Below are 25,755 nucleotides of genomic sequence, written 5' to 3' on the forward strand. Positions count from 1 at the left end.
TCCTCCTAAGCCTTCTTCATCTTACTTAAGATCCATTCTTTTACTTCGGATAAACATCCATCAACTTTTGAATTAACTGCAAATATTCTTATTTTTTGATTTCTCTTTATTGCATCATCAAAAATTTTAGTATAATCAAATTCAAAATAATCCTTTAAATCACTTTTTGTTATCACTAATCCATCTGAATTTGCAAACATTAATGGATATTTTTGAACCTTATCATCACCTTCTGGAACTGATAATAAGGCAATTTTTAAGTGTTCTCCTATATTAAATTCAGCTGGACAAACTAAATTACCTATATTCTCTACTATAATTAAATCTAAATCTTTTAAATCAAAGTTTGGAAGAATATTTTTTATTGATTCTGCTTCAATATGACATGCTCCATCTGTGTTTAATTGCACCACTTGAATGCCTTCCTTTGCAATTTTTTCAGCATCTACCTTTCCTGCAATATCTCCCTCTATAACACCAACTTTTAAACCTTCTTTTTTAAATTCATTTAAAAGATTTAATATAAATGTAGTCTTTCCAGCCCCAGGAGACCCCATAACATTTATCATAGTTACCTTATTATCATTTAACTTACCTATTAATTCATCATGACATTCTTTATTCCAATCCATTATTTGCTTTATAACCTTTATCTCCATCTAATCCACCTCGATACTTTCTAAATAAAATTCATTTCCATTTAATATATTAAAATTTATACCGCTACAACTTGGACACACATAATCATTCTTATCCATTTCACCTTCATAATTACATTCTAAGCACTTTATCCTAAGCTTTATCTTATCTATATTTATCAAAGCTCCTTCTGCAATCGTACCTTTGCTTATAATATTAAAATAATAATCTATACAATTTGGAACTAAACCTGTTATTTCTCCAACACATAAATTTATCTTTTTTATTTTTTTAAATGATCTTATTTTTGCTTGTTCTTTGCAGATATTTAATATACTTTTAGTTACTGAAAGCTCATGCATAAATTTTCACCTATCTAAACATGAGAAGCATGGATCAATACTTGCTACTATAAGACCTGCTTCACTAATAGTATTTTCTTTTAGCATTACAGGCACTGTTGCTGCATTTTTAAATGTCGGCACATGTATACTAACTCTTCCATTTGTTTGTCCACCATTTGATACTACATAATAAGTCAGTTCTCCCCTTGGAGCTTCAATCCTTGACATATATTCCCCCTTAGGAATTTTTCGCATCTTAATTCCTAAATTTATTTCTGTATCTGGCAAATTTTCTAGTGCTTGTTCTATTATTTTTATACTTTCATCAATTTCAAGTATTCTTAAAAGCACTCTAGAAAATACATCTCCATCTTGTAATACTATTTCTTTAAAATCAAAATCTTCATAAGAACAATAAGGATCTTTAATTCTTGCATCATCATAAATCCCTGATGCTCTCCCATGAGGTCCGCAGGCATCATAATTTATAGCCTCATCTTTAGTAAGTATACCTACTCCCTTAGTCCTAAGACTTACAACTTTATCTTCGCTATATATATAAGTTATTTTTTTATGCTCTTCTTTTACTTTCTCTAGCATATTCTTAATATTTGAAATTTTATCTTTATCTATATCTCTTCTAGATCCGCCAATAACATTCATCGCATAATTTACTCTATTTCCTGATACTTCTTCTAATATATCCATTATTCTTTCTCTTGTCTTAAAACACATCATAAATAATGAATCAAATGAAATTATATGTGCTGCAAGTCCAAGCCATAAATAATGTGAATGTAATCTTTCAAGTTCACAAATTATAACTCTTATATAATCAGCTCTTTTTGGAACCTTCATATCTAAAATCTTCTCTAGCGCTAAACAATACGCTAATGTATGAGAATGTGAGCAAATTCCACAAACTCTCTCTACTAAAGTTATAGTTTGTATGTGATTTTTTTCTTCACAAAGCTTTTCTATTCCCCTGTGATTATATCCAATATAAACTTCTGAATTTTTTATAATTTCACCTTCAGTAAATAGTTTTACATGTATAGGTTCTTCAAGCGATGGATGGTATGGACCAAGTGGTACAATATAACTCATTTATACACCTCCTATTTTTCTTTTAATTTTTTAAGCTCTTTTAAAGGCATAACTAATATCTGCCCCTCCCCATCTTTAAATTCCTCTGGCAAAAATAATCTTCCACTTCTATTTAGCCCCATAAACTCTACCTTCATTAATTCTTCTATTTCCTCTTCACACCATCTAGCAGCTTCCCCATATATTGTCGTTATTGTTGGTATTTTATCTTCTCCTACTATAGTATATGTGTCTATTTTTCCATTAATATCAAAGTTATAGCACACAACATTTTCTTTATCTTCATTTATATATCCGTTTATTATTACTAGCCTATTCTTTTGATTTTTCATTTCTTTTGCTATCTTTATTAATTCATTAGAGCTTATATTTATTTTGTTAAAATCATGCATTTACTCCCCTCCTTAAAAAGACTTCTACTCAAACTTTTCTATATAAATTCTTTATTATTTCAAGTTTAAATTTATTCCTTTATGGAATTTAAAAATATTCTTTAATTGCTTTAATAAGCTATTTACAAATAGCTTAGATAATTTTATATTTTATTAATTTTTCATTTATGTTATAATACTAGATGTTATAGTGGATTTATCCAAAACTGACTTATTTTTTAGAAGGAGAATTTTTTATGGGATTAAAAGATAAATTTGATAAATATTTTAGAGATTCTTATTTCCAAAAATATGGCGATAGAATAACAAGCGCTCAAGGAACTGTTATGTCAGTTAAGACCGAAGAAAAAAATTATGTAATTTTTCATAAATTAATAGTTAACATAATAATTAAACCTGATGCAGGTAGAAGTGCTATAAAATGCAGATATAAGAGAAATAGATGGTTTAAAAAACCTGAATTTATTCAATTAAATAAAGGACATAAAGTTATAATAATGGGACTTAAAGGAGTTAAAGGTAAAAAGGATTCTGAAATAATCCAAATTCAAAACATACTTAACTTAACTACTAAAAAAGATTTAGTCCCTATAGATCATTCACAAATTAAAAAAGCTAGACAAACGGCAACAAGAATGAGACAAAGATAAAAAGACTGATAAAAAATCAGTCTTTTTTTATATCTATTTTGTTTTTATAAATAAATATACACTATTTATAAATGCTATTACGCCTGAGAAGAATACTACTATTGCCCAATGATTTATCATCAATGGAACTGTATGGAATATACCTCTTAAAAATGGGATATATAGTATTGCAAGAAGCATTGTTATAGATATACTTACAGCTCCAACTAAATAAGGATTAGTAAATAATTTAATTTCAAATATTGAATGTCTTTCTGACCTACATTCAAATACATGGAATAATTGTGACATTATAAGTGTTGAAAGTGCCATTGTTCTACATGTTTCAAGGTCCATTCTATAATATCTACCTACCATAAATGAAAGAAGAGTGCATATACCAATTAGCGTTCCTCTTATAAGTATTTTTTCTGTAAGCCCTCTTGCAAATATACCTTCCTTTTTATTTCTAGGTTGTTGCCTCATTATATCACTATCTGCTGGGTCCACCCCTAAAGCTATTGCAGGAAGTCCATCTGTAGCTAAATTTACAAATAATATTTGTATAGGTGTAAGTGGATTTGGCAACGTAAATAGTGTTGCTAAAAACATTGTTAAAACTTCACCTAAATTACAAGATAAAAGATATCTTATAAATTTTCTTATATTATCATATATAGTTCTACCCTCTTCTACAGCAGCTACAATTGTACTAAAATTATCATCCATAAGTATCATAGAAGAAGCTTCTTTAGTTACATCAGTTCCTGATATACCCATAGATATTCCAATATCAGCTTCTTTAATTGCTGGTGCATCATTTACACCATCTCCAGTCATTGCAACTATATTACCTCTTGCTTTAAAAGCTTTAACAATTCTTAATTTATGATTAGGAGATACTCTTGCAAATACACGAACATTACTAACTCTATTGTAAAGTTCTTTATCTGTCATCTCTTCTATTTCTTTTCCAATTAAAACTTGATCTTCACTTTTACATATGTTTAAAGATTTTGCAATTGCAAGAGCTGTATTTTTATGATCTCCTGTAATCATAACAGGCTTTATACCAGCAAGTTTACATTTTAATACTGCATCTCTTGCCTCTTTTCTTGGAGGATCTATGCTTCCTGCAAGACCTATAAATATCAAGTCATTTTCAAGACTTTCATTTTTTACAAGTCCTTCACTTTTATATGCAGCTCCTATACATCTTAAAGCCCTTGAAGACATAGCTTCTAAAGAGTTATATATAAGCTTTTTCTTTTGATAAGTTAAAGGTTTTACAATGCCGTCTTCATATATATAGTTACTCTTTTCAATTATTTTCTCTGGAGCTCCTTTTATATAACATACTTCTTTATTGTTTTCCTTAACTATTACAGACATCATTTTTCTAGTTGAATCAAAAGGTATATCAAATACTCTCTTAACATCTTTAGTAAATTCTTTTACATCTATTACCTTATCAAAAAACATTCTAACTAAAGCTGTTTCTGTTGGATCACCAAATAATGCTTTATCAATCTTATTGCTCTTTTTATCTAATTGACAATCATTACAATGTACAAATGCGCTCTTTAATTTTTCTATACCTTTTATATTATTTATATTTTCTTTTTGTAACTCTATAGTTTTTCCATTAATATATATCTCTTTAACAGTCATCTTATTTTGCGTTAGTGTTCCTGTTTTATCTGAACATATTACAGAAGTACATCCTAATGTTTCAACAGCTGGAAGCTTTCTAACCAATGCATTTCTCTTTAACATCTTTGAAACTCCAAGCGCTAATGCAACTGTAACTATAGCAGCTAACCCTTCTGGAATTGCAGCTACTGCTAAAGAAACACCTAGCATAAACATCTCTCCAGCTTCGTTTCCTCTCATTATTCCCAAAACTGTAACTATAATGCATATAGCTAAACATAATATTACAAGTATTTTTCCAAGTGATTCTAACTTTTCTTTAAGTGGTGACTTTTCTGCTTCGATATTTTGTAGAAGGTCTGCAATTTTACCCATTTCTGTATTCATTCCAATTTGTACAACTCTAAAAAGACCTTTACCCTTTAAAAGATTTGTCCCCATGAAACCTAAATTATGTCCTTTAGTAGTATCCTTGCTTACCCCAACTGATTCTCCAGTTAAAAGAGATTCATCCACAACTACTCCAGAAGCTTCTAAAAATTCTCCATCTGCTGGTATTCTATCTCCAGATTCTAATATAACAATATCCCCTATTGTAAGATATTTTGAATTTATTACGCTTATTCTACCATCTCTATATACCTTACAAGTCGGTGCTGCCATATCCTTTAAAGCTTCTAAAGATTTTTCAGTTCTAAATTCTTGAAAAAATCCTAAAAGTGCATTCACTATAACTATAATAAGTATAGTTATTGCATCTGCAGTATCTCCCATAAATCCTGATATTATAGTAGCGCCTATAAGCACCCATACCATAAAATCATTAAATTGTGATAAAAAGATTTTAAATGGAGATGCCTTACTTTTATGTTTAAGCTCATTTAGACCAAAACTTTTAATCCTTTTTTCGGCTTCTTTAGTTGTAAGTCCCGGAATCATATTTTGTTCCTGTATCACTTTAATAATTCCCCCTTTTTAAGCATTCTTATATATATATATTTAAAAGTTACTAACTTATGAAAAGTTTTGCTATAACTTACTTTACATTTTTTTATTTAGGTCGTACAATTAATACTGTAATTTTTTAAGATAAAGGAGGTAATGTCTTTGAAAAACGTAGTATATGTTACTGGACATAGAAATCCAGATTCAGATTCAATCTGTGCTGCTATTTCATATGCTGAATTAAAAAATAAAATAGGAAATATACCAGCTGTTCCAGTTAGATTAGGAAACGTTAATAGAGAAACTCAATTCATTTTAGATTACTTTAATGTTAAAGCGCCTGAGTTTTTAGAGACAGTAAAATTAAAAGTTGAAGATTTAAAAATAGATGATATAAAAGCTATATCACCTGGTATATCTTTAAAAATGGCTTGGAACATAATGAAAGATAAGAACATACAATCAATTCCTGTTAGTGATGAAAATGATCATCTTATAGGAATATTATCAGTTTCTAACTTAGCAGAATCATGTCTAGATTTCCATGATAACAAGATTTTAAGCAAAAGTGAAACAGGTATTGAAAACATAGTAGATGCATTATCTGCAAATACTCTTTATGTAAACGAAAATGTTCATACTTTCCCTGGGAAAATATGTGTTGCTGCTATGCAACCTGATTCAGTAAGACAACATGTTGAAGAAGGTGATATCGTAATAGTTGGCGATAGACCTGAAATACAAAAAGAAGTTATAAACGAAAAGATTTCTTTAATGATTTTAGCATGTTCAAGCACTTTAAGTGATGAATTATTAAATGAAGCTAAAGAAGCTGGAATAACTGTAATTTCAACTCCTCATGATTCATTTACAGCATCAAGACTTATAATGCAAAGTGTACCTGTAAGATTTGTTATGGTTAAAGAAAACTTAGTTTCATTCTCTACTGATGAATTAGTTGAAGATGTTAAAGAAACAATGCTTGAAACTAGATACAGAAGCTATCCTGTTATTGATTCAGAAGGAAAAGTTATCGGAACAATTTCAAGATATCACTTAATATCAAACTTCAAGAAAAAAGTTATTCAAGTTGACCACAATGAAAAATCTCAATCAGTTCCAGGACTTGAAGATGCAGAAATTTTAGAAATAGTAGATCACCACAGAGTTGCTGATATTCAAACAAATGCTCCAATACTATTTAGAAACGAACCAATAGGAAGTACATCTTCAATAGTTGCTAAATGCTACTTTGAAAATGGAATTACACCATCTAGAGAAATAGCTGGTTTATTATGTGGAGCAATAATTTCTGATACATTATTATTTAGAAGTCCAACTTGCACAGAACAAGATAAGCAAATTTGTACTAAACTTGCTGAAATAGCAGGAATAAACTTAGAAGAATTTGCAAAAGAAATGTTTAAAGCCGGTACTTCATTAACTGGTAAAACAGTTGAAGAAATATTCAGCCAAGACTTTAAACCATTTACTATGGGTGATATAAAGATAGGTGTTGCTCAAGTTAATACAATGGATATTGATGGATTCATGCCTTTAAAAGACGATATGTTAATACACATGAATAACGAAGCTGATAAATGCGGTTATGACATGGTTATGTTATTATTAACTGATATCTTAAACGAAGGTTCACAAATACTTGTAGCTGGAAAGAAACCAGAATTAGTTGAAAAAGCATTTGATATCAAACTTGAAGATTCAATGGCATTTTTAGCAGGAGTTCTTTCAAGAAAGAAACAAGTTATACCACCACTTACTAATTCAATAATGAATAACTAAAAAAATAAGTCATGCTTTATTTTAGCATGGCTTATTTTTATGTTTTATTATTTCCATTTAAGTACTTCTATATCATTTTTCTTTTTAAAATTTATTAAATACGGATGCCCTACTAAATCAAGTAAAGGCTTATCTGATAAAGAATCTGAAAACATATATGAATCTTTAAAATCTACTTCTATATTATCTTTTTTTAGTTCTTCCATGAGCCTTCTAACTTTTTCCTCACCCTTGCAATTTGATCCATCCATTTCTCTAATAAACTTTTTATCTTTAAACTTAAACTTAGTTCCAATTATTTTATCTATCTCTTTACACTCATAAAACTCATTTAAATAAAATTCAGGTGAAGCTGATATTAGATATATCTTATAGCCTTTATTTTTTAAATCTTTCATCATCTTTATGGCATCATCATATAAAATATTGCTTAAAACATCCTTATAAAAGTCTTTTGCTAATATTCTTAGCTCTTCTTCATCAATACCATCTATAAACTTTAAAAATGATTCCTTAACTCTTTTTTCATCATAAATTCCAACACCATATAATAATCCTGAAAAAATAGCTCTTGGTAAAAATTTTATATTCTTTTTATCTTTATACACCATATATTTAAAAAATTGCATTAATGTTTCTTTTTTTGTTATAGTAAAATCTACATCAAATATCGCTAATTTTGTCATTTTTTCCTCCAAATAATTTTTATTACCTATTATATTATATATTAGCCTTACAATCAATTTCTATAATCATCTGATTAATCTTTTATTACTAATTTATAAAAGATTTATAATATATAAAAAAGATGACTAGCCTTTTTGACTAATCATCTTTTTATTAGCTTAATTTTTTAATAAACTTTTCTATCCTATCCATTCCTTCTTCTATGTTTTCTTTTGAAGTTGCATAAGATAATCTTATAAAATCATCAACTCCAAAACCAATTCCAGGAACAACAGCTACCTTTTCCTCTTCTAATAATTCTTTTGAGAAACTTAAAGAATCTTTAATAACTGTATTATTTATTTTCTTTCCAAAGAAATTATTTATATTTACCATCACATAAAACGCTCCCTTTGGAACAATATATTGTATACCTTCAATACCATCTAACCTTTTTATCATATACTTTCTTCTATTATCAAATTCTTTTACCATAATCTTTAAATCTTTTTCTGAGTTTTTTATAGCCTCAATTGCTGCATATTGTGATATTGAATTTATATTAGATGTAGTATGGCTTTGTATACTTGTCATTAATTTTATAACTCTTTTATTTGCACAAGCTGCATAACCAATTCTCCAGCCAGTCATTGCTGAAGATTTCGATAAACCATTTATTACAATAGTATTATTATAAGCATACTCAGTTAATGATGCTATGCTTATATGGTTTTGTTTGTCATAAATCAACTTTTCATAAATCTCATCTGAAACTATTATAAGATTATGCTTTTCACAAAACTTTGCAATTTCTAAAAGTTCTTCTTTTGTATAAACTGTACCTGTTGGATTGTTAGGACTATTTATTATTATAGCTTTTGTTTTTTCTGTTATTTTTGATTCTAAATCTTTAATATTATACTTAAAATTTTCTTTTTCATTAGAATCTGAATATATAGGAACTCCACCTACTAATTTTATTAATTCTGGATAACTAACCCAATAAGGTTTTGGAACTATAACCTCATCCCCGTCATCTAAAATAGCCATAAAAGAATTATATAAACTCTGCTTTGCTCCATTTGAAACAATTATTTGATCTATAGAATAATTTAAATCATTGTCTCTTTTAAATTTCTTGCATATTTCTTCCCTAAGTTCTTTTATGCCAGCTACTTCTGTGTACTTTGTCTTTCCTTCAATCATAGCTTTATAAGCTTCTTCTATCACATTTGAAGGAGTATTAAAATCTGGCTCACCAACCCCAAAACTAATTACATTTAGTCCACTTTCTCTTAGTTCCTTAGCCTTAGCTGTAATTTCTAAAGTTATTGACGGTGATATTATATTTTCTCTTTTAGATAATTTCATAACCCTTTTCTCCCTTTTATTTAATACATTTACTATTAAGTAGTTTATTTAATAGTACCTCATTTATACCATCAGAACCTATACTCATTTCTTTATTAGATTCATCATGAAAATCGCTGCCTCCAGTTATTAATAGTTTATACTTTTTACTTAAATTATAGAATAAATTAACCTGTTCTTTTGTATGGCTTGGATGATATACTTCTATACCTTTTAAGCCATAACATTTTAATTCCTTCACTATTTTTTCAATAGACATACTTCTATATATCTTTCCTGGATGTGCAAGCACAGCAATTCCATTTGCATCATTAATTATTTTTAATGCTTTCTTATATGTAAGCTTGTTACCTTTCACATAAGCTGGCTTTCCTTTTATTAAATACTTCAAAAAAGCACTTTTAAAGTTTTCTTCATATCCACACCTTACTATTTCATTTGCAATATGAGCTCTACCAATGCATAAGTTATTTTTCATAATATCTTCAATGTTTAGATATACGCCTTGTTCTTTAAGCTTTTCAATTATTAACTCTACTCTCTTAATTCTTTCCTTTTTTAAAGAATTTACTGTTTCATTAAGTTTATCATCATCTATATTAATAAAATACCCTAATATATGAATTTCAAAATCATCTATTTCACTACTTAACTCAATACCAGGTATTATAGTAACTTTATCATTTGCTTCTCTTGTTATATATTGAGAATCTATCGAATCATGATCTGTTATAGAAATATATTTTATTTCTTTCTTACAAGCAATCTCTAATATCTGTTCTGGTGTTAGCTTGCCATCAGAAAAGGAAGAATGTATATGTAAATCTGCATATTTCATATTTCACACCTTCTTTACCCATAAAATGACTATACCCATATATTTATATTTGCAAAAGAGAGTGGATTTTCCACTCTCTTTATTTATTCTCTATTCTTCTGCTAATGTTTCATTATAATATGTTGAAACTCTTTCAAATTCATCTTCTTCTGGAACTATTAGTTCTTCAGTTTCTTCTGAAGCTCTAAATAGATATACAGAATCATCTTCCATATTTCTAGCTAAAACATATTCATTTCCTTCAAATTCAAAAGCATCTATAATAGGACATGAAATTGTGTTTCCTTCATCATCTACTAAATCTACAACAAAGCTATCATGTTCGCCATGTGCTTCTCCACATCCACATTCATGATCATGTTCATGGTGATGTCCGTGACCTCCACAGCATTCGTGTTCATGATTATGTTCGTGTTCGTGATTTTTGCATCCACATTTATTTTCTTTATCCATTTTAATTCCTCCTTATACTTAAGTGCTTTACTTAACATTATAGTCTAATTGTACCCTTATTTACTATAAATTAAAAGATAAATTTAAAACTTTTCTATAACTTAATCAATTATTTTTAATAAAAAAGTATTTATATATAAAATAATATAAGCCCCTTTAAAATCGTTAAAGAGGCTTACATATAGATATAAAGATATAATTTTATTAAATTTTAAATATTACAAATTAGAATGCAGCTTTAAATATATTAACTATATCTTTTTCATTACCTTTTCTTGGATTTGAGAAAGCATTACCATCTTTTAATGCCATTTCAGCCATATATTCAAAATCTTCTTCCTTAACTCCCATATCTCTAAGTCTTGCAGGAATTCCTACATCACTTGCTAATCTAAACATTGCATCAATTGCTTTTTGAGCAGCATCCATAACTGATAATCCTTCAATGTTTTCTCCCATAAATTCTGCTATATCAGCAAATTTTTGTGGATTAGCTATTAAGTTGTACTTTTCAACATGTGGAAGAAGCATAGCATTTGCTACTCCATGAGGCATATCATATAATCCACCTAATTGGTGAGCCATAGCATGTACGTATCCTAAATTAGCATTATTAAATGCCATACCAGCTAATAATGAAGCATATGCCATATTTTCTCTAGCTTCTAAATTAGTTCCTAAAGCAACTGCTTGTCTTAAATTATTTGATATTAATTTAATTGCTTGAATTGCAGCAGCATCTGTTACAGGGTTAGCATCCTTTGATACATATGCTTCTACAGCATGAGTTAATGCATCCATTCCTGTTGCAGCTGTAAGTCCAGCAGGTTTTCCAACCATTAATAGAGGGTCATTTATTGAAACTAATGGTAAGTTTCTCCAACTAACTATAACAAATTTAACTTTAGTTTTTGTATTTGTTATAACACAATGTCTTGTAACTTCACTTCCTGTTCCTGCTGTAGTATTAACTGCAACGATTGGTGGAAGAGGATTAGTTAAAGTTTCTATTCCTGCATAATCATAAAGATCTCCTTCATGAGTAGCTGAAATACCTATTCCTTTACCACAGTCATGTGAGCTTCCGCCACCAACTGTAACTATCATATCACAATTTTCATCTTGGAATACTTTTAAACCATCTCTAACATTTGTATCCTTTGGATTTGGTTCAACTCCATCATAATAAGCAACATCTATTCCTGCTTCTTTTAAGTATTTTTCAGTTAATTCAACTGCTCCACCTTTTATACTTCTTAAGAATTTATCTGTAACTATTAAAGCTTTTTTTCCGCCTAATATTTTACATCTTTCACCAACTACTGATATTGAATTTGCACCCATAAAATTAACACTTGGTACTAAATAATCATACATTCTCATTTCACTCATTTCATTTTCCTCCAAAAATTTATATTATATTTATATTATTAAAATTTATATTTTGCTTTTTTATTATTTGTTAAATGCATCTACTGCAGCTTGTGCTACAGACATATCTTCTTCTACAGTTCCACCACTTACTCCAACAGCACCAACAACTTGACCATCAACTATGATTGGAAATCCACCGCCAAATGGTACTATTCTTTGATTATTACTAAGTTGTAAACCATAAAGACTTTGTCCTGGTTGTACAGATTCAGCAATTTCATGGCTTCCTTGCTTTAAACATGCAGCTGTATATGCTTTATTTATTGCTATATCTACACTTGTTAAAAGTGCATTTTCCATTCTATGCATTAACATTAAGTTAGCGCCTTTATCTACTGCTGCAAATACAACAGGAACATTTATTTCAGCTGCTTTTTTTTCTGCAGCCTTTGCCATTTCTTTTACTATATCTAAACTTAATTCTTTAAATTCATTTAATTTTTTCATGACTATAATATCCTCCTTATTTTTCTTCTTCAAATCTTGCCATTGCAAAAAGTGTATCTGATAGACGATTTATATACATACTAACTTCTTTTCTTACTTTCTCTTCTCTAGCAAGAGTTGTTATTCTTCTTTCAGCTCTTCTAACTACAGTTCTAGCTACATGAATAACTGCTGAAGATTCATTTTTACCTGGAATAACAAATTCATTTATAGGACCTGTAATTTCCATATATTTATCTGTTAAGTGTTCTAAATTCTTTACATCAGTTTCACTTACTAATTCTTTCAAATATCCAATGCCTTTATCATCACTTGCAAGCTCTCCACCTAAAGTAAATAATTTTTTTTGTATACTATTAATCTCTTTTTTTAATTCATCAGAATTTATTTTAGAATAAGCAAGCCCTAAGAGTGATATAACTTCGTCTACGGTTCCATAAGCTTCTACCTTTAAACTATCTTTATCAACTCTACTTCCGCCAAATAATCCAGTAGTTCCTTTATCTCCAGTCTTTGTATAAAGTTTATACATAGCTTATTCCTCCTTTAATTTATTTAAAGGCTATCCCTTTAACAAGTCTTCCTGCATTTGCTCCTAAATCTCTTAAAACATCTAGGCTGTCATCTAAATGTGCAGTAAATAAAGGTTTATCTTTATGTAATTTATTAAAAGTAACAGTTATCTTTCCTTCTGAATCTATACCTATACCAACTGCTAATTTAGATTTCATAGATGCTAAATGACTAAGTTCTTCTGAAATATTACAATCTAAAGCCTCAACTTCATAAGGTATTCCTTCTTCTTCTATTCCCCATAATATTTCATTAAATCTTGATTTATCTTCTAATATATTTGAATGATATAAGTATATACAAGGTATTTCATATTCATATCCTTTAACTACCATTGCCATAATAATTACTCCATTCCTTCACAAGATAATATTAATCCAGTTGCAACAGCATTTCTTGGGCCTTCTGTACCTCTTATATTTCCACGACCAGCTACAACTCCATATTGTGATAGAGAATCTGTAACTAATTGAGGTACTTCAAAATCTAAAGATGATCCTCCTACTAACACGACAAATTCAATATCTCTTATATTTCCAGTTGGAGAAACTATAGTTAATGCTCTTAAACAGTTAGTTACAAATACTTTTTCTTTAGCACCTCTTCTTATAGCTCTTATCTTTTCTATGGAAGTTTGCCCATTTATAGGTACTAACATACCATCTTTTATTATTACAACCTTTGAAAAAACTGATGGATCTAAAGGTTCTTTAAAAAATTCAACTGTTCCATCTTCATGTCTTATATGGAATAAACTTTCTACTTTAGCTAATGGATATTTCTTTATATCTTCTGCTAAATTAAATGATTCAAGTCCAAGTTCAGATTTTATAAGCATAGTTACCATATTTCCGGCACCTGCTAAATGAATTGATGATATTTCACCCTTATTATTTATTATTGAAGCATCTGTTGATCCTGCTCCCATATCAAGTATTGCAAGTGGTGTGCTACTTCCTGGAGTTGTAAGTGCTCCACGTATTGCCATATCAGCTTCTACTCCACCAACTTCTACTGGAACCTTTAATTTGTTTTCAAGTTTATCTGCAATCATTTGCATTTGAAGCTTATCTGCTTTAACCATAGCAGCAATTCCTACAGCATTTTCAAGTGAAAATTCTTCTGCAAGACCTCCTTTAACCTTTTGAGGTATAAAGGTATCTACAGCTAACAAATCTTGTATCTTTATATCACTTATTTTTTGGTTTGTAAGATTTGCCATTACTTGTCTTACTCTTTCAAGCATTCCTCCAGCATTAGTTCCTGGCTCACCTTTAACATCTTGTATTGGAACACATAATTTTACAGCATCCATTATTTTTTCTGCACCGTGTTCTACATTAACACTTTCTTTACGCTTTAATCCATCTATATTTATGCATCCAGCAGGAATTTTCTTTTCTTGAACATCTCCTTTTGGAGTTTTAATAACTACAGCTGATCTGTTTCCAATAAGCGCTCTAGATATAGGTACTATCATCTTAGTTTCTTCTGGTGATAAATCAAATACTGTTGCTATTCCAAAAGGATTTGCTAGATTTTCAACTACATCACCTTGTGCTGCAACTTCTACTGCAGCTTTCATTTCTACAGGAACTTTTTCTAAAAGCATTACTTCATCAACTATAGGTATTTTTTTGTCTAATCTATTATTTATAAGTACTCCATCATCTCTTTGAACTATTGCTGCTGAAATATTAATGCCTTTTTTTGTAGCATGATTTATTCTAGCTGCTGCTTCTAAAAAATTAACTCTACTTAGTATAAGTGGTATAAATTTTTCATCTTTAGATTCTTCTGGATCTATATTTTCTAAGTCTTCTATATATATAGTTTTACCAATACCAATACCAATACCACCTGGAGTTTGAGGATTATGGCCTATCATAGTTGATTCAGTTATTATAGTCTCTGTTATAGTTTCCATAGCAACATCACCAATAACTGGTGCAGCTTCATTTATTCTAACTAAATCTAAATCTTTTAATTCTAAAGATACTTTTTTAAGTGCTTGCTTTAAAGAATCAAAAACGCCTTCTATGTTTTCTTCAGTACCTTTTATCCCCGTTGTAGGAACTATTCCACTTGAAAGGAATTCAATCTTTTTATCTTCAACTCTTGATAATGCTACCTCTGTAGTAGCATTACCAATGTCAACTCCTGCAATTATTTTCATGGTGTCCTCCTAATAAGAGTAAATTAATTTTGTTTTAATTTATTGCTCTTTTCATATACTTCAGCAGCTTCTCTTACTAAGCCTGCATTTACTTTCGCACTATATACCTTTTCAAGTTCATCTGCAATATTTAAAAGCTCTTCTTTAGTTGAACGATATGGTCTTAATGCATTATATATTTCAAGAATTCTTTCATCTGGTACACTTATAAGTTCAGCTGCTCTTCTAAGGTTTCTAGCTATAGCATTTCTATTCATACCTTCAGCTATTTCAGCTTGCATCTCTAAAGTTTCAGGTGATATTCTAACATCTTCTGGTTTAATTTTTCCATTTAAAACATTTTCTAAAGTTATCTCTTGTAGATTTTTACCTGTTGGTGTATTTATATCTCCAGGTCTCTTAGTTGCTAAAGGATAATCTTTAGGTGTCATTCTTTGCTTCATAACATCTTCTCCTTATAAATTAGAATTTAACTTTTATTTCTATTGGCTTTGCACCAACTTCTACATGTTTAGTTTCTTTTATATGGAACAATGCTGCTATTGCCATAAATTTTGGTCTTACCATCTGATCATTCTTTGTAGGAACTGGAGTTGGTGATTCTCCTTTTGCATATTTAGCTGCATTTTTTCCAATTAATCTATATGTTTCTAAAGTTATCAATGGTGCTTGTGGGAATAACTCTAAATTATTTAATGGAAGTAAATCTTTTTGAGTTATAACTGTTGTTCCCTTTGATTGTATTCCGATTCCGATTCCTGATCCACTAAGCTTTGCTGCATCATTTGCTATAAATGAAACATCTGAAGTTCTTAATATTCTAACAACTCTAGCATGTAATCCTTCTTCTTCAATACCTGCAATAAGTTCTCTTAATATGTCAGTATGTTTTACATCAACTAAAGTTTTATGTTGGAATTTTTCAAATGCTGGTGCAATTCCTATTACGACCTCATCTGATCTTGTTCCAATTTTAGCCTCTCCTACTTCTTCAATAGTAAGATCTTTGATAACAAATTCATTTGTTTTGTTTTCCATCATTCTCACCTCTCTGAGCTCTATTCTATATCTTCTGGCTTAATTACATTAGGAATATTTTTAATTTCTTCCCATCTTTCTTCACTAATTCTGTACCCAGTTCCTGGTCCTTTGTAATCATTTATATCATTAACAGCACTTATAACATCAAAATCGCTGTTAAGTATAGCTGAAGTTTGAAGATAATCTCCTGTAACTCTTTGCTTAAGCATACCTAATATACTATTTGCAACGTCATCAAATCCACTAACAGCTAGTGCTTTAACTATATCTAATCCTGTTATTCTCTTCTTAAGCATTTCTTCTGTAGCTTTTAAATCTTCAACTACATTTCTTTCTGGCATATCTTTACTTCCATGTGCATAAGTTGCAGCTTCAACTTCTTCATCAGTTATTTTAGGGAATCCTAATTCTCTAAATACTGCTTGTATAGCTCTTGCAGCCTTATTTCTTATTGCTATTGTTTCTTCTTCTGATACTGGTCTTAATCCACCATCTACCTTTAAATCTCTTTGAAGTACATTGTAATCATCAAAATCTTCTGCATCAAAATTTGAACCAGCAAACATATTATCATAGTTTGGAACTGCACTATATCCTGAGAATATAAAGTCTGTTCCTGGAAGCATTTGCATTAATGTTCTTGCTGTTCTTCTTATATCTGAATGTGAGAATGTTTGGTCATTAGCTGAAGCAACTTCTAAATCAAGCATTGCAGCTATTAAGTTTTCTCCAAGGACTGCTCTTATACCTGATGGAACTGCACCAGTCATACCTATACAACTAACTGCTCCATTTTGAAGTCCTTGAACTCCAGCACCTTTAGTTATAAATATACATCTTGATTCTAAATAAAGCATTGATTTACCTTCTGCATATCCCATTAATGCTTCTGAACCTGTTCCTGATGTATATCTCATTTTAAGTCCTCTTGAAGCATATGCAGATGCTAAGAATGTCTTTGACCATGGAGTATCATCTCCATCTGTAAATACTGCTTCAGTTCCGTATACTGAAACTGTTTCTGCATAACTTGTAAGTCCTCTCATACCAAGATCAAGTTCTGTAGCTTCTTCAACTGAACATTGAGTTAATACTCCAGGTCTTCCTACTTGTGAACCTATAAGTATTGCTAATGCATTAAATGGAGCATATCTAACTATACCTACTGTTGTTTCTTGTTCTGAGAAACCTCTTATACCAGCTTCTGCTGCATCTGCTGCAATTTGTACTGGATTATCTTTTAAGTTTGTTACGTGACATTGATTTGATGGAGTTTTTCTAGCTCTCATCTTTTGAAGTGCCATCATCATTTCAACAACATTCATATGTGTCATAACTTCTACTGCTTTTGCAGGAGTAATCGCTGTTGTTATTTTAATAATTTCATCTCTTCCTACATTTACATCTACTAATTTTTTTGCTATTTCTAATGAATCTAATTTCATAGCTTCTTCTGCATAATCTAAATTAATTGCATAATCTGCTATAAATCTATCAATCATATCAAAGTCTTCTCTTTTTTTGCTATCTAGTTCTACAACCACACCATTTTCTATCTTTATAGAAGATTTAGGATCGTTTGGACTTTGCATTGCAATTAATCCTTCTTCTGGCCATTCACCAATAAGACCATCTTGGTTTATAGGACGTTTTGCTAAAACTTCAAATCTTTTTGATTTCATTTTTAGTTCCTCCCTTAAAATAAGTTTAATTTATTTTCAGTAATGTTTGTTATTTTCTTATCTATGTATACATTTTAATTCAAAACTCATTAAATTCCATTAAAATAAATTGTTTTCTTCTAGGATTATATTGTTTAATTTTTATCAAGTAAAATTGCACTTTTTTGTTCAAAAAGTTAATTATGTGAATCTTTGTGCAAATTTCTACAATAATATATCTACATAACAATAAATTTAAACTTATACGATTACATATGATTAATTTGTTATAAAAAAATATCCTAAAAATAAAAAATCATAATAATCTTTTATTTTTAGGATATTTTTATATTAAATATTTATTTCTCTATATTTCTTAGGAGTAACTCCTTCTAATTTTTTAAATACTCTTATAAAGTACCCACAATCTTCGAATCCTAAATCCATTGATAAGTTTAAAATTGGAGTATCTGTAGTTTCTAATATTTTTTTAGCATAATCTATTTTTTTATTATTTATGTAAGTATTATAATTAATGCCCATTTTCTTTTTAAATAGTTTACTAAAATAACATGGACTTAAATTACATATAGATGCTATCATATTCAAATTAATATTCTCTCTAAAATTTTCATCAATATAATCAACTGCAATTTCTATAGGGTTATTAACTTTATTTACATCTTTATCAACCTTATATGTATTATTAATATATTTTTCTATTTTATTATTGTTAATTTTTAAATTAACAATATTATTATTGATAATGTTCTTTAATTTTTGCGGATTAAATGGTTTTAAAATATATTCATCAACTCCTAATGTTAAAGCTTTTCTAACTAAATCAAAATCATCATAAGCACTTAACATAATTATAATTTTATCTTTATTATTACTTTTTATTATCTCTGTTGCCTTGCACCCATCAATCCCTGGCATTTTTATATCCATTATTATCAAATCAGGATTATATTTCTTATCAAGTTCTATAGCTTCTCTTCCATTACATGCCTCAGCTACTATCTCAATATTTTCTAAATTTTTAAGTATAACTTTTAAAGCATTTCTTTCTAAAACCTCATCATCTACAATCATTATCTTAGCCATATCTCTATCCACCCCTAAGCTACTTATTATTTTGCAAATGTAATTTTAACTAAAGTCCCTTCTCTAATATTACTTTCTATGTCTATGTTATAGTTATTTCCATAATAATCAGCCATTCTTTTATTTACATTATTTATGCCTATCTTTTCTAAATCATCACTATATTTATCTTTCAAACTTTCTCTTATATTGTTTAGTTCATCTCTTGTTATTCCTGTACCATTATCCTTTATAAATAGAGTTAAACTATCATTTGTTTCTTCAGAGAATATTTCTATTTTCCCACATTTTTCTTTCTTTTCTAAGCCATGAATTATAGCATTCTCAACAAAAGGTTGTATACTCATAAATGGTATCTTTTGATCTTTAATTGAATCACTAATATTAATACTATATTCTAACCTATCCCCAAATCTTACTTTTTGTAATTTTAAATATAATTCTATATAATCTAATTCTTCTTCTAAAGGAAGTATTTTATCTACTTTTTTCAATGTATATCTTAGCATATTAGATAAATCATATATAACTTCTTGAGTTTTTGGTGCTTCTTCAATTATTGCAAGTGAAGATATACTATTTAACACATTAAATAAAAAATGAGGATTCATTTGAGATTGTAATGCTTTTAATCTACAAGCCTTATACTCATTTTCTAATTCAGCTTTTTCTTTTTTAGCTTCAATAAACTTAATATTTTTTTCATTTAATTCCTTTTGAGCTATTTTAAGTACAGCTTCTTCTACTATATAATTGCTTATATGAAACATCATATTTGCTATAGACTTTATTTTTTCCATTCCAACTATAGGAAGTTTATTATATGCTGATAATAGTTTTTCCCTCTCTTTTTCATCAACATCAGAGAACATATTTTTTTTATTTGATACTATATATTCAAGGTCACTGTCTTCTTTATTTGTCAATACTTGTCCAGCCATTAACGAACCTAAATAATGTCCATTGACAATTATTGGTGTTGCAAAATCAATTAATCCTTTATGACATCTATAAATATATGGACTTTCTAGCCTAGCTGCTTCAAAACCTCCTCTTGAATCACATTTTTCGCATAATTTTGAATATGTATCATTTTTTCTCATTAGATTGCAAAATTCGCTACATTTACTATGCTTAGTTTCTGGCTTTCCCTTCCAATCAACTGTTATTATAGAAATTCCCGTTGCTTCGGCAATATCATCTTGTATCTTTTGAAAAACATCTATATCTATTATATCATTTAAATGTAAAATTTTATCTAGCATAATGACCTCATTATTACATAAATTTAATAAAAATTATTCTTTATTTTAAAGATTACTTTATATATTTTATATATAATTTCCTAATTTATTATACTTTATAATATTTATAAAATTCAACTAAAATCTATATAAAAATATATATTTTTTATTTATTTTATAATTACATAATATTTTTAAGCAACTAATAAAATTTGTAAATAAAAAAACTCAGATGAGATATTCTCATCTGAGTTTTATAAAAGATAACTACTATTTTCCAGCTAATTTCTTGTAGCCTTCTAATCTTTCCATAGCATCTGTGTAAGTCTTTTCAAATAGAGCTTCTGCAGCTTCTGGGAATGCCTTAGCAAGTGAAGCGTATCTAACTTCTCCCATTAAGAATTCCTTAAAGTCAGCTGTTGGTTCTTTTGAATCTAAAGTGAATGGGTTCTTATCAGTTCCCTTTAATTGTGGGTTGTATCTGTACATTCCCCAATATCCACATTCAACTGCTCTCTTAGCTTCTAATTGGCTGTTACCCATACCTAATCTTATTCCGTGGTTAATACATGGTGCATAACCGATGATTAATGATGGGCCTGGGTAAGCTTCAGCTTCAGCTATAGCTTTAAGAGTTTGGTTCTTATCAGCACCCATTGAAACTTGAGCAACATATACGTATCCGTAGCTCATTGCTATCATTCCAAGGTCTTTCTTCTTAGTCTTCTTACCTGATGCAGCGAACTTAGCGATTGCAGCAGTTGGTGTAGCCTTTGATGATTGACCACCAGTATTTGAGTAAACTTCTGTATCAAATACAAATATATTTACGTCTTCTCCTGATGCTAATACGTGGTCAACTCCACCGAATCCGATATCATATGACCATCCGTCTCCACCAAAGATCCATTGTGATGGTTTGATTAAGAAGTCTTTTTCTTTTAAGATATCTTTTGCAAATTCGTTGTCTAAACCTTCTAAAGCAGCTACTACTCTATCTGCTCTATCTCTAGTTCCAGCACCAACTTCTACATTTGCAACCCAATCTTTAAGAGCTTCTTTAGCTTCTCCTTCTTCTAATGAAGCGATAGCTGAGTTAGCTTTTTCAACTAATCTTTCTCTTATAGCTTTTGCTCCTAAGAACATACCTAATCCAAATTCAGCATTATCTTCGAATAATGAGTTAGCCCAAGCTGGTCCATGTCCTTTAACATTAGTTGTGTAAGGAGTTGAAGGAGCTGATCCACCCCAGATTGATGAACATCCAGTAGCGTTAGCTATCATCATTCTATCTCCGAATAATTGAGTTATAAGCTTAGCATATGGAGTTTCTCCACATCCAGCACAAGCTCCTGAGAACTCGAATAATGGTTGTTCGAATTGGCTACCTTTAACAGTATTTTTGTTCATTGGGTTTTCTTTATGTGAAACTTCATGAGTTACATAATCCCAGTTTTCTATTTCAGCTTCTTGAGTGTGAGCTGGTTTCATAACTAAAGCTTTTCCTGGAGCTGGGCAAACTTGTGCACAGTTTCCACAACCAGTACAGTCAAGTGGATCTACTGCTATTGTGAATTCCATTGGAGTTTCAGTTTTTAATGCTCTAGCTGCAACATGCTTTAATGCTTCTGGAGCATTCTTAGCTTCTTCTTCATTTAATAAGAATGGTCTAATTGTAGCGTGTGGACATACATATGAACATTGGTTACATTGGATACATTTATCCTTATCCCATTCTGGTACGTTTATAGCGATACCTCTCTTTTCAAATGCAGCAGTACCTTGTTGGAAAGTACCATCTTCCATTCCGTTGAATGCTGATACAGGAAGTTCGAATCCTTCTTGTCTGTTCATTGGATCAACGATATTCTTAACGAATTCTGGTCTTGGTCTTCCTTCTTCTTTAACTTCATCCTTAGCGTCTTTCCATTCTGCTGGTACTTTAATTTCTACTATTGAATCAATTCCTTTATCGATAGCAGCATTATTCATATCAACAACTTTTTGACCCTTCTTACCGTATGAAGTTACAACAGCGTCTTTTAAGTATTTAACAGCGTCTTCTACAGGGATAATGTTAGCTAACTTGAAGAAAGCTGATTGCATTATCATGTTGATTCTTCCGCCTAATCCTATTTCTTGAGCTATCTTAACAGCATTTAAAGTGTAGAACTTAATGTTGTTTTCAGCGATATATCTCTTATATGAAGCTGGTAAATGTTCTTCTACTTCTTCTGGAGTCCAGATAGTATTTAATAAGAATGTTCCGTTCTTCTTTAATCCGTCTAAAACATTGTATTTATATACATATGATTGGTTGTGACAAGCTACGAAATCTGCCTTATTTATTAAGTAAGGTGATTTGATTGGCTTTTTACCAAATCTTAAGTGTGATACTGTTATACCACCAGATTTCTTTGAGTCATATGAGAAGTATCCTTGAGCATACATGTCTGTATGGTCTCCGATAATCTTGATAGCGCTCTTATTAGCACCAACAGTACCGTCTGATCCTAATCCCCAGAACTTACATGCTGTAGTTCCTTCTGGAGTAGCATCTATATCTTCGTGTACTTCTAATGAAGTGTTTGTTACATCATCAACTATACCTATAGTGAATCCGTTCTTTGGTTCGTCTTTTGCTAAGTTTTCATATACTGCAGCAATGTGACCTGGATTTGGATCTTTTGAACCTAATCCATATCTACCACCTATGATAACTGGAGCATTTTCTTCTCCGTAGAATGCGCTCATAACATCTAGGTATAATGGTTCTCCATTTGATCCTGGTTCTTTAGTTTTGTCTAAAACTGCTATCTTCTTAACTGTTGATGGGATAGCTTTCTTTAATCTTTCAACATCAAATGGTCTGTAAAGTCTTACTTTAACAACCCCAACTTTTTGTCCGTTTGAATTTAAGTAGTCAATTGTTTCTTCACATACATCTGTACATGATCCCATAGCTATGATTACTCTATCTGCATCTTTTGCACCATAGTAATCGAAGCAGTGGTATTCTCTTCCTGTTAACTTAGTTATTTCAGCCATGTATCCTTCAACGATATCTGGTACAGCATTGTAGAACTTGTTAACAGCTTCTCTTTCTTGGAAGTAGATATCTGGGTTTTGAGCAGTACCTCTAGTTACAGGATGGCTTGGGTTTAAAGCTCTATCTCTGAATGCTTGTAATGCTTCCATATCTACTAATGGTTTTAATTCTTCTTGATCAATAACTTCGATCTTTTGTATTTCGTGTGAAGTTCTGAATCCATCGAAGAAGTTACAGAATGGAACTCTTGCTTTTATAGCTGATAAGTGAGCTACAGCTGATAAATCCATTACTTCTTGAACTGATCCTTCAGCAAGCATTGCAAAACCTGTTTGTCTTGCAGCCATAACGTCTTGGTGATCTCCGAAGATGTTTAATGCTGAAGTAGCTAATGCTCTAGCTGATACGTGGAATACTCCTGGAAGTAATTCCCCTGCAATTTTATACATGTTAGGAATCATTAATAATAATCCTTGTGATGCAGTATAAGTAGTTGTTAATGCACCAGCTTGTAATGATCCGTGAACTGCACCAGCAGCACCTGCTTCTGATTGCATTTCCATAACCTTAACAGGTTGGCCAAATATATTTTTTCTTCCTTGGGCTACCCATTCATCAACGTGTTCTGCCATTGGTGATGATGGTGTTATAGGATAGATAGCTGCAACTTCTGTAAATGCGTAAGATATATGAGCAGCAGCGGTATTACCATCCATAGTTTTCATTTTTCTCATCGCGTGACCCCTCTTTCTAATTATAAAAAATTAAAAATAAATTTTTATTAAAAGTCATTAAAGACTTTTGCGACTATATAAAATAAAATTATATATTATAAAAAACTCCATAAAACATAATTTTATTCAATATCATAACTATTAAAATAGTGTTATAATATTTAACATTTCTTAAAACATATTGTTATAAGAAAACTGTCACCTTTATTATATAACACTATTTTAATTTTGCAAGTTTATTAATAATAACTTTTTGGTTTTAATATAATTGAATTAATTATATTATTTTATTCCTTGAATGCTAGATTTTATCACATTTATGATTTCTTTTACACCATCATTCATATTACTTTTATCCATATTATTTATAAGATCTTGTTTACTTTCTTTTAACATTTTTATCCCTTTTAAAATTCCTTCTTTTTGAAGTTCTTCTTCTTGCATTACAAGTGAGAATCCTTCTTTTTTAAATGAATTTGCATTTAAAATTTGATCTCCTCTACTTGCATTTTTTGAAAGTGGAATTAATAAAGTTGGCTTTTTTAGTGCAAGAAATTCAAATATTGAATTTGCACCAGCTCTTGAAATAATATAATCTGATGCGTGCATTAAATGTTTAAGATCTTCACTAACATACTCAAATTGCTTATATCCACTTATGTTTTCTAAATTTTTATCTAAGTTACCTTTTCCACATATATGGATAACATTATTATATTTCAGAATATTATTTACATTCTCTCTTATGGCATCATTTATAACTTTTGACCCCAAACTTCCACCCATAACAAGAATTATTTCTTTATCATCTTTAAAACCACAAATTTCTTTTCCCTTTTCTTTTGAGCCTGTTAAAATTTCTTTTCTAATAGGACTTCCTGTTAATACACCCTTATTATTTTTAACAAATTGTAAACTTTCTCTAAAGGTAACACATAACTTATCACAGAAAGGTGATGCTAATTTATTTGCAAGCCCTGGAGTAATATCTGACTCATGTGCAACTACAGGTATCTTCTTTATTGATGCTGCAATAACAACAGGAACTGTAACAAATCCACCTTTTGAAAATATAACATCTGGTTTTTCTTTTGATAAAATTCTCATAGCTTCACAAACTCCCTTTAATACTTTAAAAGGATCAGTAAAGTTTTTCATATCAAAATATCTTCTAAGCTTACCTGATGAAATCCCATAATAAGGTATATTGCTATTTGTTATTATGTCTTTTTCTATACCATCTCTACTTCCTATATATTTAATCTCAAAACCTTCTTCTATTAATGATGGTACTAATGCTAAATTTGGAGTAACATGCCCTGCAGTTCCTCCTCCTGTCATTATTATTTTATATTTACTCAAAAAATATCCTCTCCTTAATTATGATATTTAACTTTGGCTATTCATATTTTATAATATATAAATTATTTAAAAGTACAATATCTTTTA

At 29.8% G+C, this 25,755-nt stretch carries 23 protein-coding genes; 2 read left to right on the plus strand and 21 right to left on the minus strand.

Features of this window, described 5'->3' with window-relative positions:
* Positions 1-5: 5 nt before the first annotated feature.
* From hypB to SPJ33_RS05265, 4 genes are read right to left on the minus strand one after another with little or no spacing between them, the layout of a single operon-like run.
* The gene (gene hypB, locus SPJ33_RS05250) at positions 6-659 is read right to left on the minus strand and encodes a hydrogenase nickel incorporation protein HypB (RefSeq protein WP_321116918.1); all 654 of its coding nucleotides are present in this window, start codon (positions 657-659) and stop codon (positions 6-8) included.
* Positions 660-1,001 (minus strand): hydrogenase maturation nickel metallochaperone HypA, encoded by a 342-nt coding sequence (gene hypA / locus SPJ33_RS05255; protein WP_321116919.1) that lies wholly within the window; start codon positions 999-1,001, stop codon positions 660-662.
* Positions 1,002-1,007: 6 nt separating this feature from the next.
* Positions 1,008-2,090: a nickel-dependent hydrogenase large subunit gene (locus SPJ33_RS05260; protein WP_321116920.1), complete on the minus strand. Its 1,083-nt coding sequence runs from the start codon at positions 2,088-2,090 to the stop codon at positions 1,008-1,010.
* A gap of 11 nt (positions 2,091-2,101) precedes the next feature.
* Positions 2,102-2,482 carry an NADH-quinone oxidoreductase subunit C gene (locus SPJ33_RS05265; RefSeq protein WP_321116921.1) on the minus strand — a complete coding sequence of 127 codons (381 nt, stop codon included), beginning with the start codon at positions 2,480-2,482 and terminating at the stop codon, positions 2,102-2,104.
* A gap of 236 nt (positions 2,483-2,718) precedes the next feature.
* On the opposite strand from SPJ33_RS05265, the gene SPJ33_RS05270 reads away from it, so the two are divergent.
* Positions 2,719-3,132 (plus strand): hypothetical protein, encoded by a 414-nt coding sequence (locus SPJ33_RS05270; RefSeq protein ID WP_321116922.1) that lies wholly within the window; start codon positions 2,719-2,721, stop codon positions 3,130-3,132.
* 33 nt (positions 3,133-3,165) lie between these two features.
* Here the strand turns inward: SPJ33_RS05270 and SPJ33_RS05275 are convergent, their stop codons facing one another.
* Positions 3,166-5,703, minus strand: coding sequence for a calcium-translocating P-type ATPase, SERCA-type (locus SPJ33_RS05275; RefSeq protein WP_414627207.1), 2,538 nt, complete (start codon positions 5,701-5,703; stop codon positions 3,166-3,168).
* A gap of 168 nt (positions 5,704-5,871) precedes the next feature.
* On the opposite strand from SPJ33_RS05275, the gene SPJ33_RS05280 reads away from it, so the two are divergent.
* Positions 5,872-7,512, plus strand: a complete 1,641-nt coding sequence (locus tag SPJ33_RS05280) for a putative manganese-dependent inorganic diphosphatase (protein WP_321116924.1) — start codon at positions 5,872-5,874, stop codon at positions 7,510-7,512.
* A 47-nt stretch (positions 7,513-7,559) separates the two neighbouring features.
* Here the strand turns inward: SPJ33_RS05280 and SPJ33_RS05285 are convergent, their stop codons facing one another.
* The 16 genes from SPJ33_RS05285 to SPJ33_RS05360 all read right to left on the minus strand — a co-directional run bounded on the left by SPJ33_RS05285 (position 7,560) and on the right by SPJ33_RS05360 (position 25,647).
* The gene (locus tag SPJ33_RS05285) at positions 7,560-8,198 is read right to left on the minus strand and encodes an HAD-IB family hydrolase (RefSeq protein ID WP_321116925.1); all 639 of its coding nucleotides are present in this window, start codon (positions 8,196-8,198) and stop codon (positions 7,560-7,562) included.
* Positions 8,199-8,352: 154 nt separating this feature from the next.
* On the minus strand, positions 8,353-9,549 hold the full coding sequence (locus SPJ33_RS05290) for a pyridoxal phosphate-dependent aminotransferase (protein WP_321116926.1): 1,197 nt from the start codon (positions 9,547-9,549) through the stop codon (positions 8,353-8,355).
* Between the two features lie 16 nt (positions 9,550-9,565).
* Positions 9,566-10,387: a PHP domain-containing protein gene (locus SPJ33_RS05295; RefSeq protein ID WP_321116927.1), complete on the minus strand. Its 822-nt coding sequence runs from the start codon at positions 10,385-10,387 to the stop codon at positions 9,566-9,568.
* A 90-nt stretch (positions 10,388-10,477) separates the two neighbouring features.
* Positions 10,478-10,840 (minus strand): DUF1292 domain-containing protein, encoded by a 363-nt coding sequence (locus SPJ33_RS05300; RefSeq protein ID WP_321116928.1) that lies wholly within the window; start codon positions 10,838-10,840, stop codon positions 10,478-10,480.
* A gap of 225 nt (positions 10,841-11,065) precedes the next feature.
* Positions 11,066-12,223, minus strand: a complete 1,158-nt coding sequence (gene dhaT / locus SPJ33_RS05305; RefSeq protein ID WP_321116964.1) for a 1,3-propanediol dehydrogenase — start codon at positions 12,221-12,223, stop codon at positions 11,066-11,068.
* A 72-nt stretch (positions 12,224-12,295) separates the two neighbouring features.
* Positions 12,296-12,721 carry a GlcG/HbpS family heme-binding protein gene (locus SPJ33_RS05310; RefSeq protein ID WP_321116929.1) on the minus strand — a complete coding sequence of 142 codons (426 nt, stop codon included), beginning with the start codon at positions 12,719-12,721 and terminating at the stop codon, positions 12,296-12,298.
* A gap of 16 nt (positions 12,722-12,737) precedes the next feature.
* On the minus strand, positions 12,738-13,253 hold the full coding sequence (locus SPJ33_RS05315; RefSeq protein WP_321116930.1) for a cob(I)yrinic acid a,c-diamide adenosyltransferase: 516 nt from the start codon (positions 13,251-13,253) through the stop codon (positions 12,738-12,740).
* A gap of 19 nt (positions 13,254-13,272) precedes the next feature.
* A complete protein-coding gene (locus SPJ33_RS05320; protein WP_321116931.1) occupies positions 13,273-13,635 on the minus strand; it encodes a glycerol dehydratase reactivase beta/small subunit family protein in 363 nt (120 codons plus the stop codon).
* A 5-nt stretch (positions 13,636-13,640) separates the two neighbouring features.
* Positions 13,641-15,470 (minus strand): diol dehydratase reactivase subunit alpha, encoded by a 1,830-nt coding sequence (locus SPJ33_RS05325; RefSeq protein WP_321116932.1) that lies wholly within the window; start codon positions 15,468-15,470, stop codon positions 13,641-13,643.
* Positions 15,471-15,493: 23 nt separating this feature from the next.
* A complete protein-coding gene (locus SPJ33_RS05330) occupies positions 15,494-15,913 on the minus strand; it encodes a diol dehydratase small subunit (RefSeq protein WP_321116933.1) in 420 nt (139 codons plus the stop codon).
* 19 nt (positions 15,914-15,932) lie between these two features.
* Positions 15,933-16,508: a propanediol/glycerol family dehydratase medium subunit gene (locus SPJ33_RS05335; protein WP_321116934.1), complete on the minus strand. Its 576-nt coding sequence runs from the start codon at positions 16,506-16,508 to the stop codon at positions 15,933-15,935.
* Between the two features lie 20 nt (positions 16,509-16,528).
* Entirely contained in the window at positions 16,529-18,193 is a 1,665-nt protein-coding gene (locus SPJ33_RS05340) for a propanediol/glycerol family dehydratase large subunit (RefSeq protein WP_321116935.1), read from the minus strand.
* Between the two features lie 330 nt (positions 18,194-18,523).
* Entirely contained in the window at positions 18,524-19,279 is a 756-nt protein-coding gene (locus SPJ33_RS05345; RefSeq protein WP_321116936.1) for a response regulator, read from the minus strand.
* Positions 19,280-19,305: 26 nt separating this feature from the next.
* Complete coding sequence (locus SPJ33_RS05350) at positions 19,306-20,544, minus strand: PocR ligand-binding domain-containing protein (RefSeq protein WP_321116937.1); 1,239 nt, start codon at positions 20,542-20,544, stop codon at positions 19,306-19,308.
* A 249-nt stretch (positions 20,545-20,793) separates the two neighbouring features.
* Complete coding sequence (nifJ, locus tag SPJ33_RS05355) at positions 20,794-24,306, minus strand: pyruvate:ferredoxin (flavodoxin) oxidoreductase (RefSeq protein WP_321116938.1); 3,513 nt, start codon at positions 24,304-24,306, stop codon at positions 20,794-20,796.
* Positions 24,307-24,588: 282 nt separating this feature from the next.
* Positions 24,589-25,647: an undecaprenyldiphospho-muramoylpentapeptide beta-N-acetylglucosaminyltransferase gene (locus SPJ33_RS05360; RefSeq protein ID WP_414627208.1), complete on the minus strand. Its 1,059-nt coding sequence runs from the start codon at positions 25,645-25,647 to the stop codon at positions 24,589-24,591.
* Positions 25,648-25,755: the final 108 nt, after the last annotated feature.

The organism is Clostridium sp. (assembly GCF_034179595.1).
In the GTDB taxonomy this organism is placed as follows: domain Bacteria; phylum Bacillota; class Clostridia; order Clostridiales; family Clostridiaceae; genus Clostridium.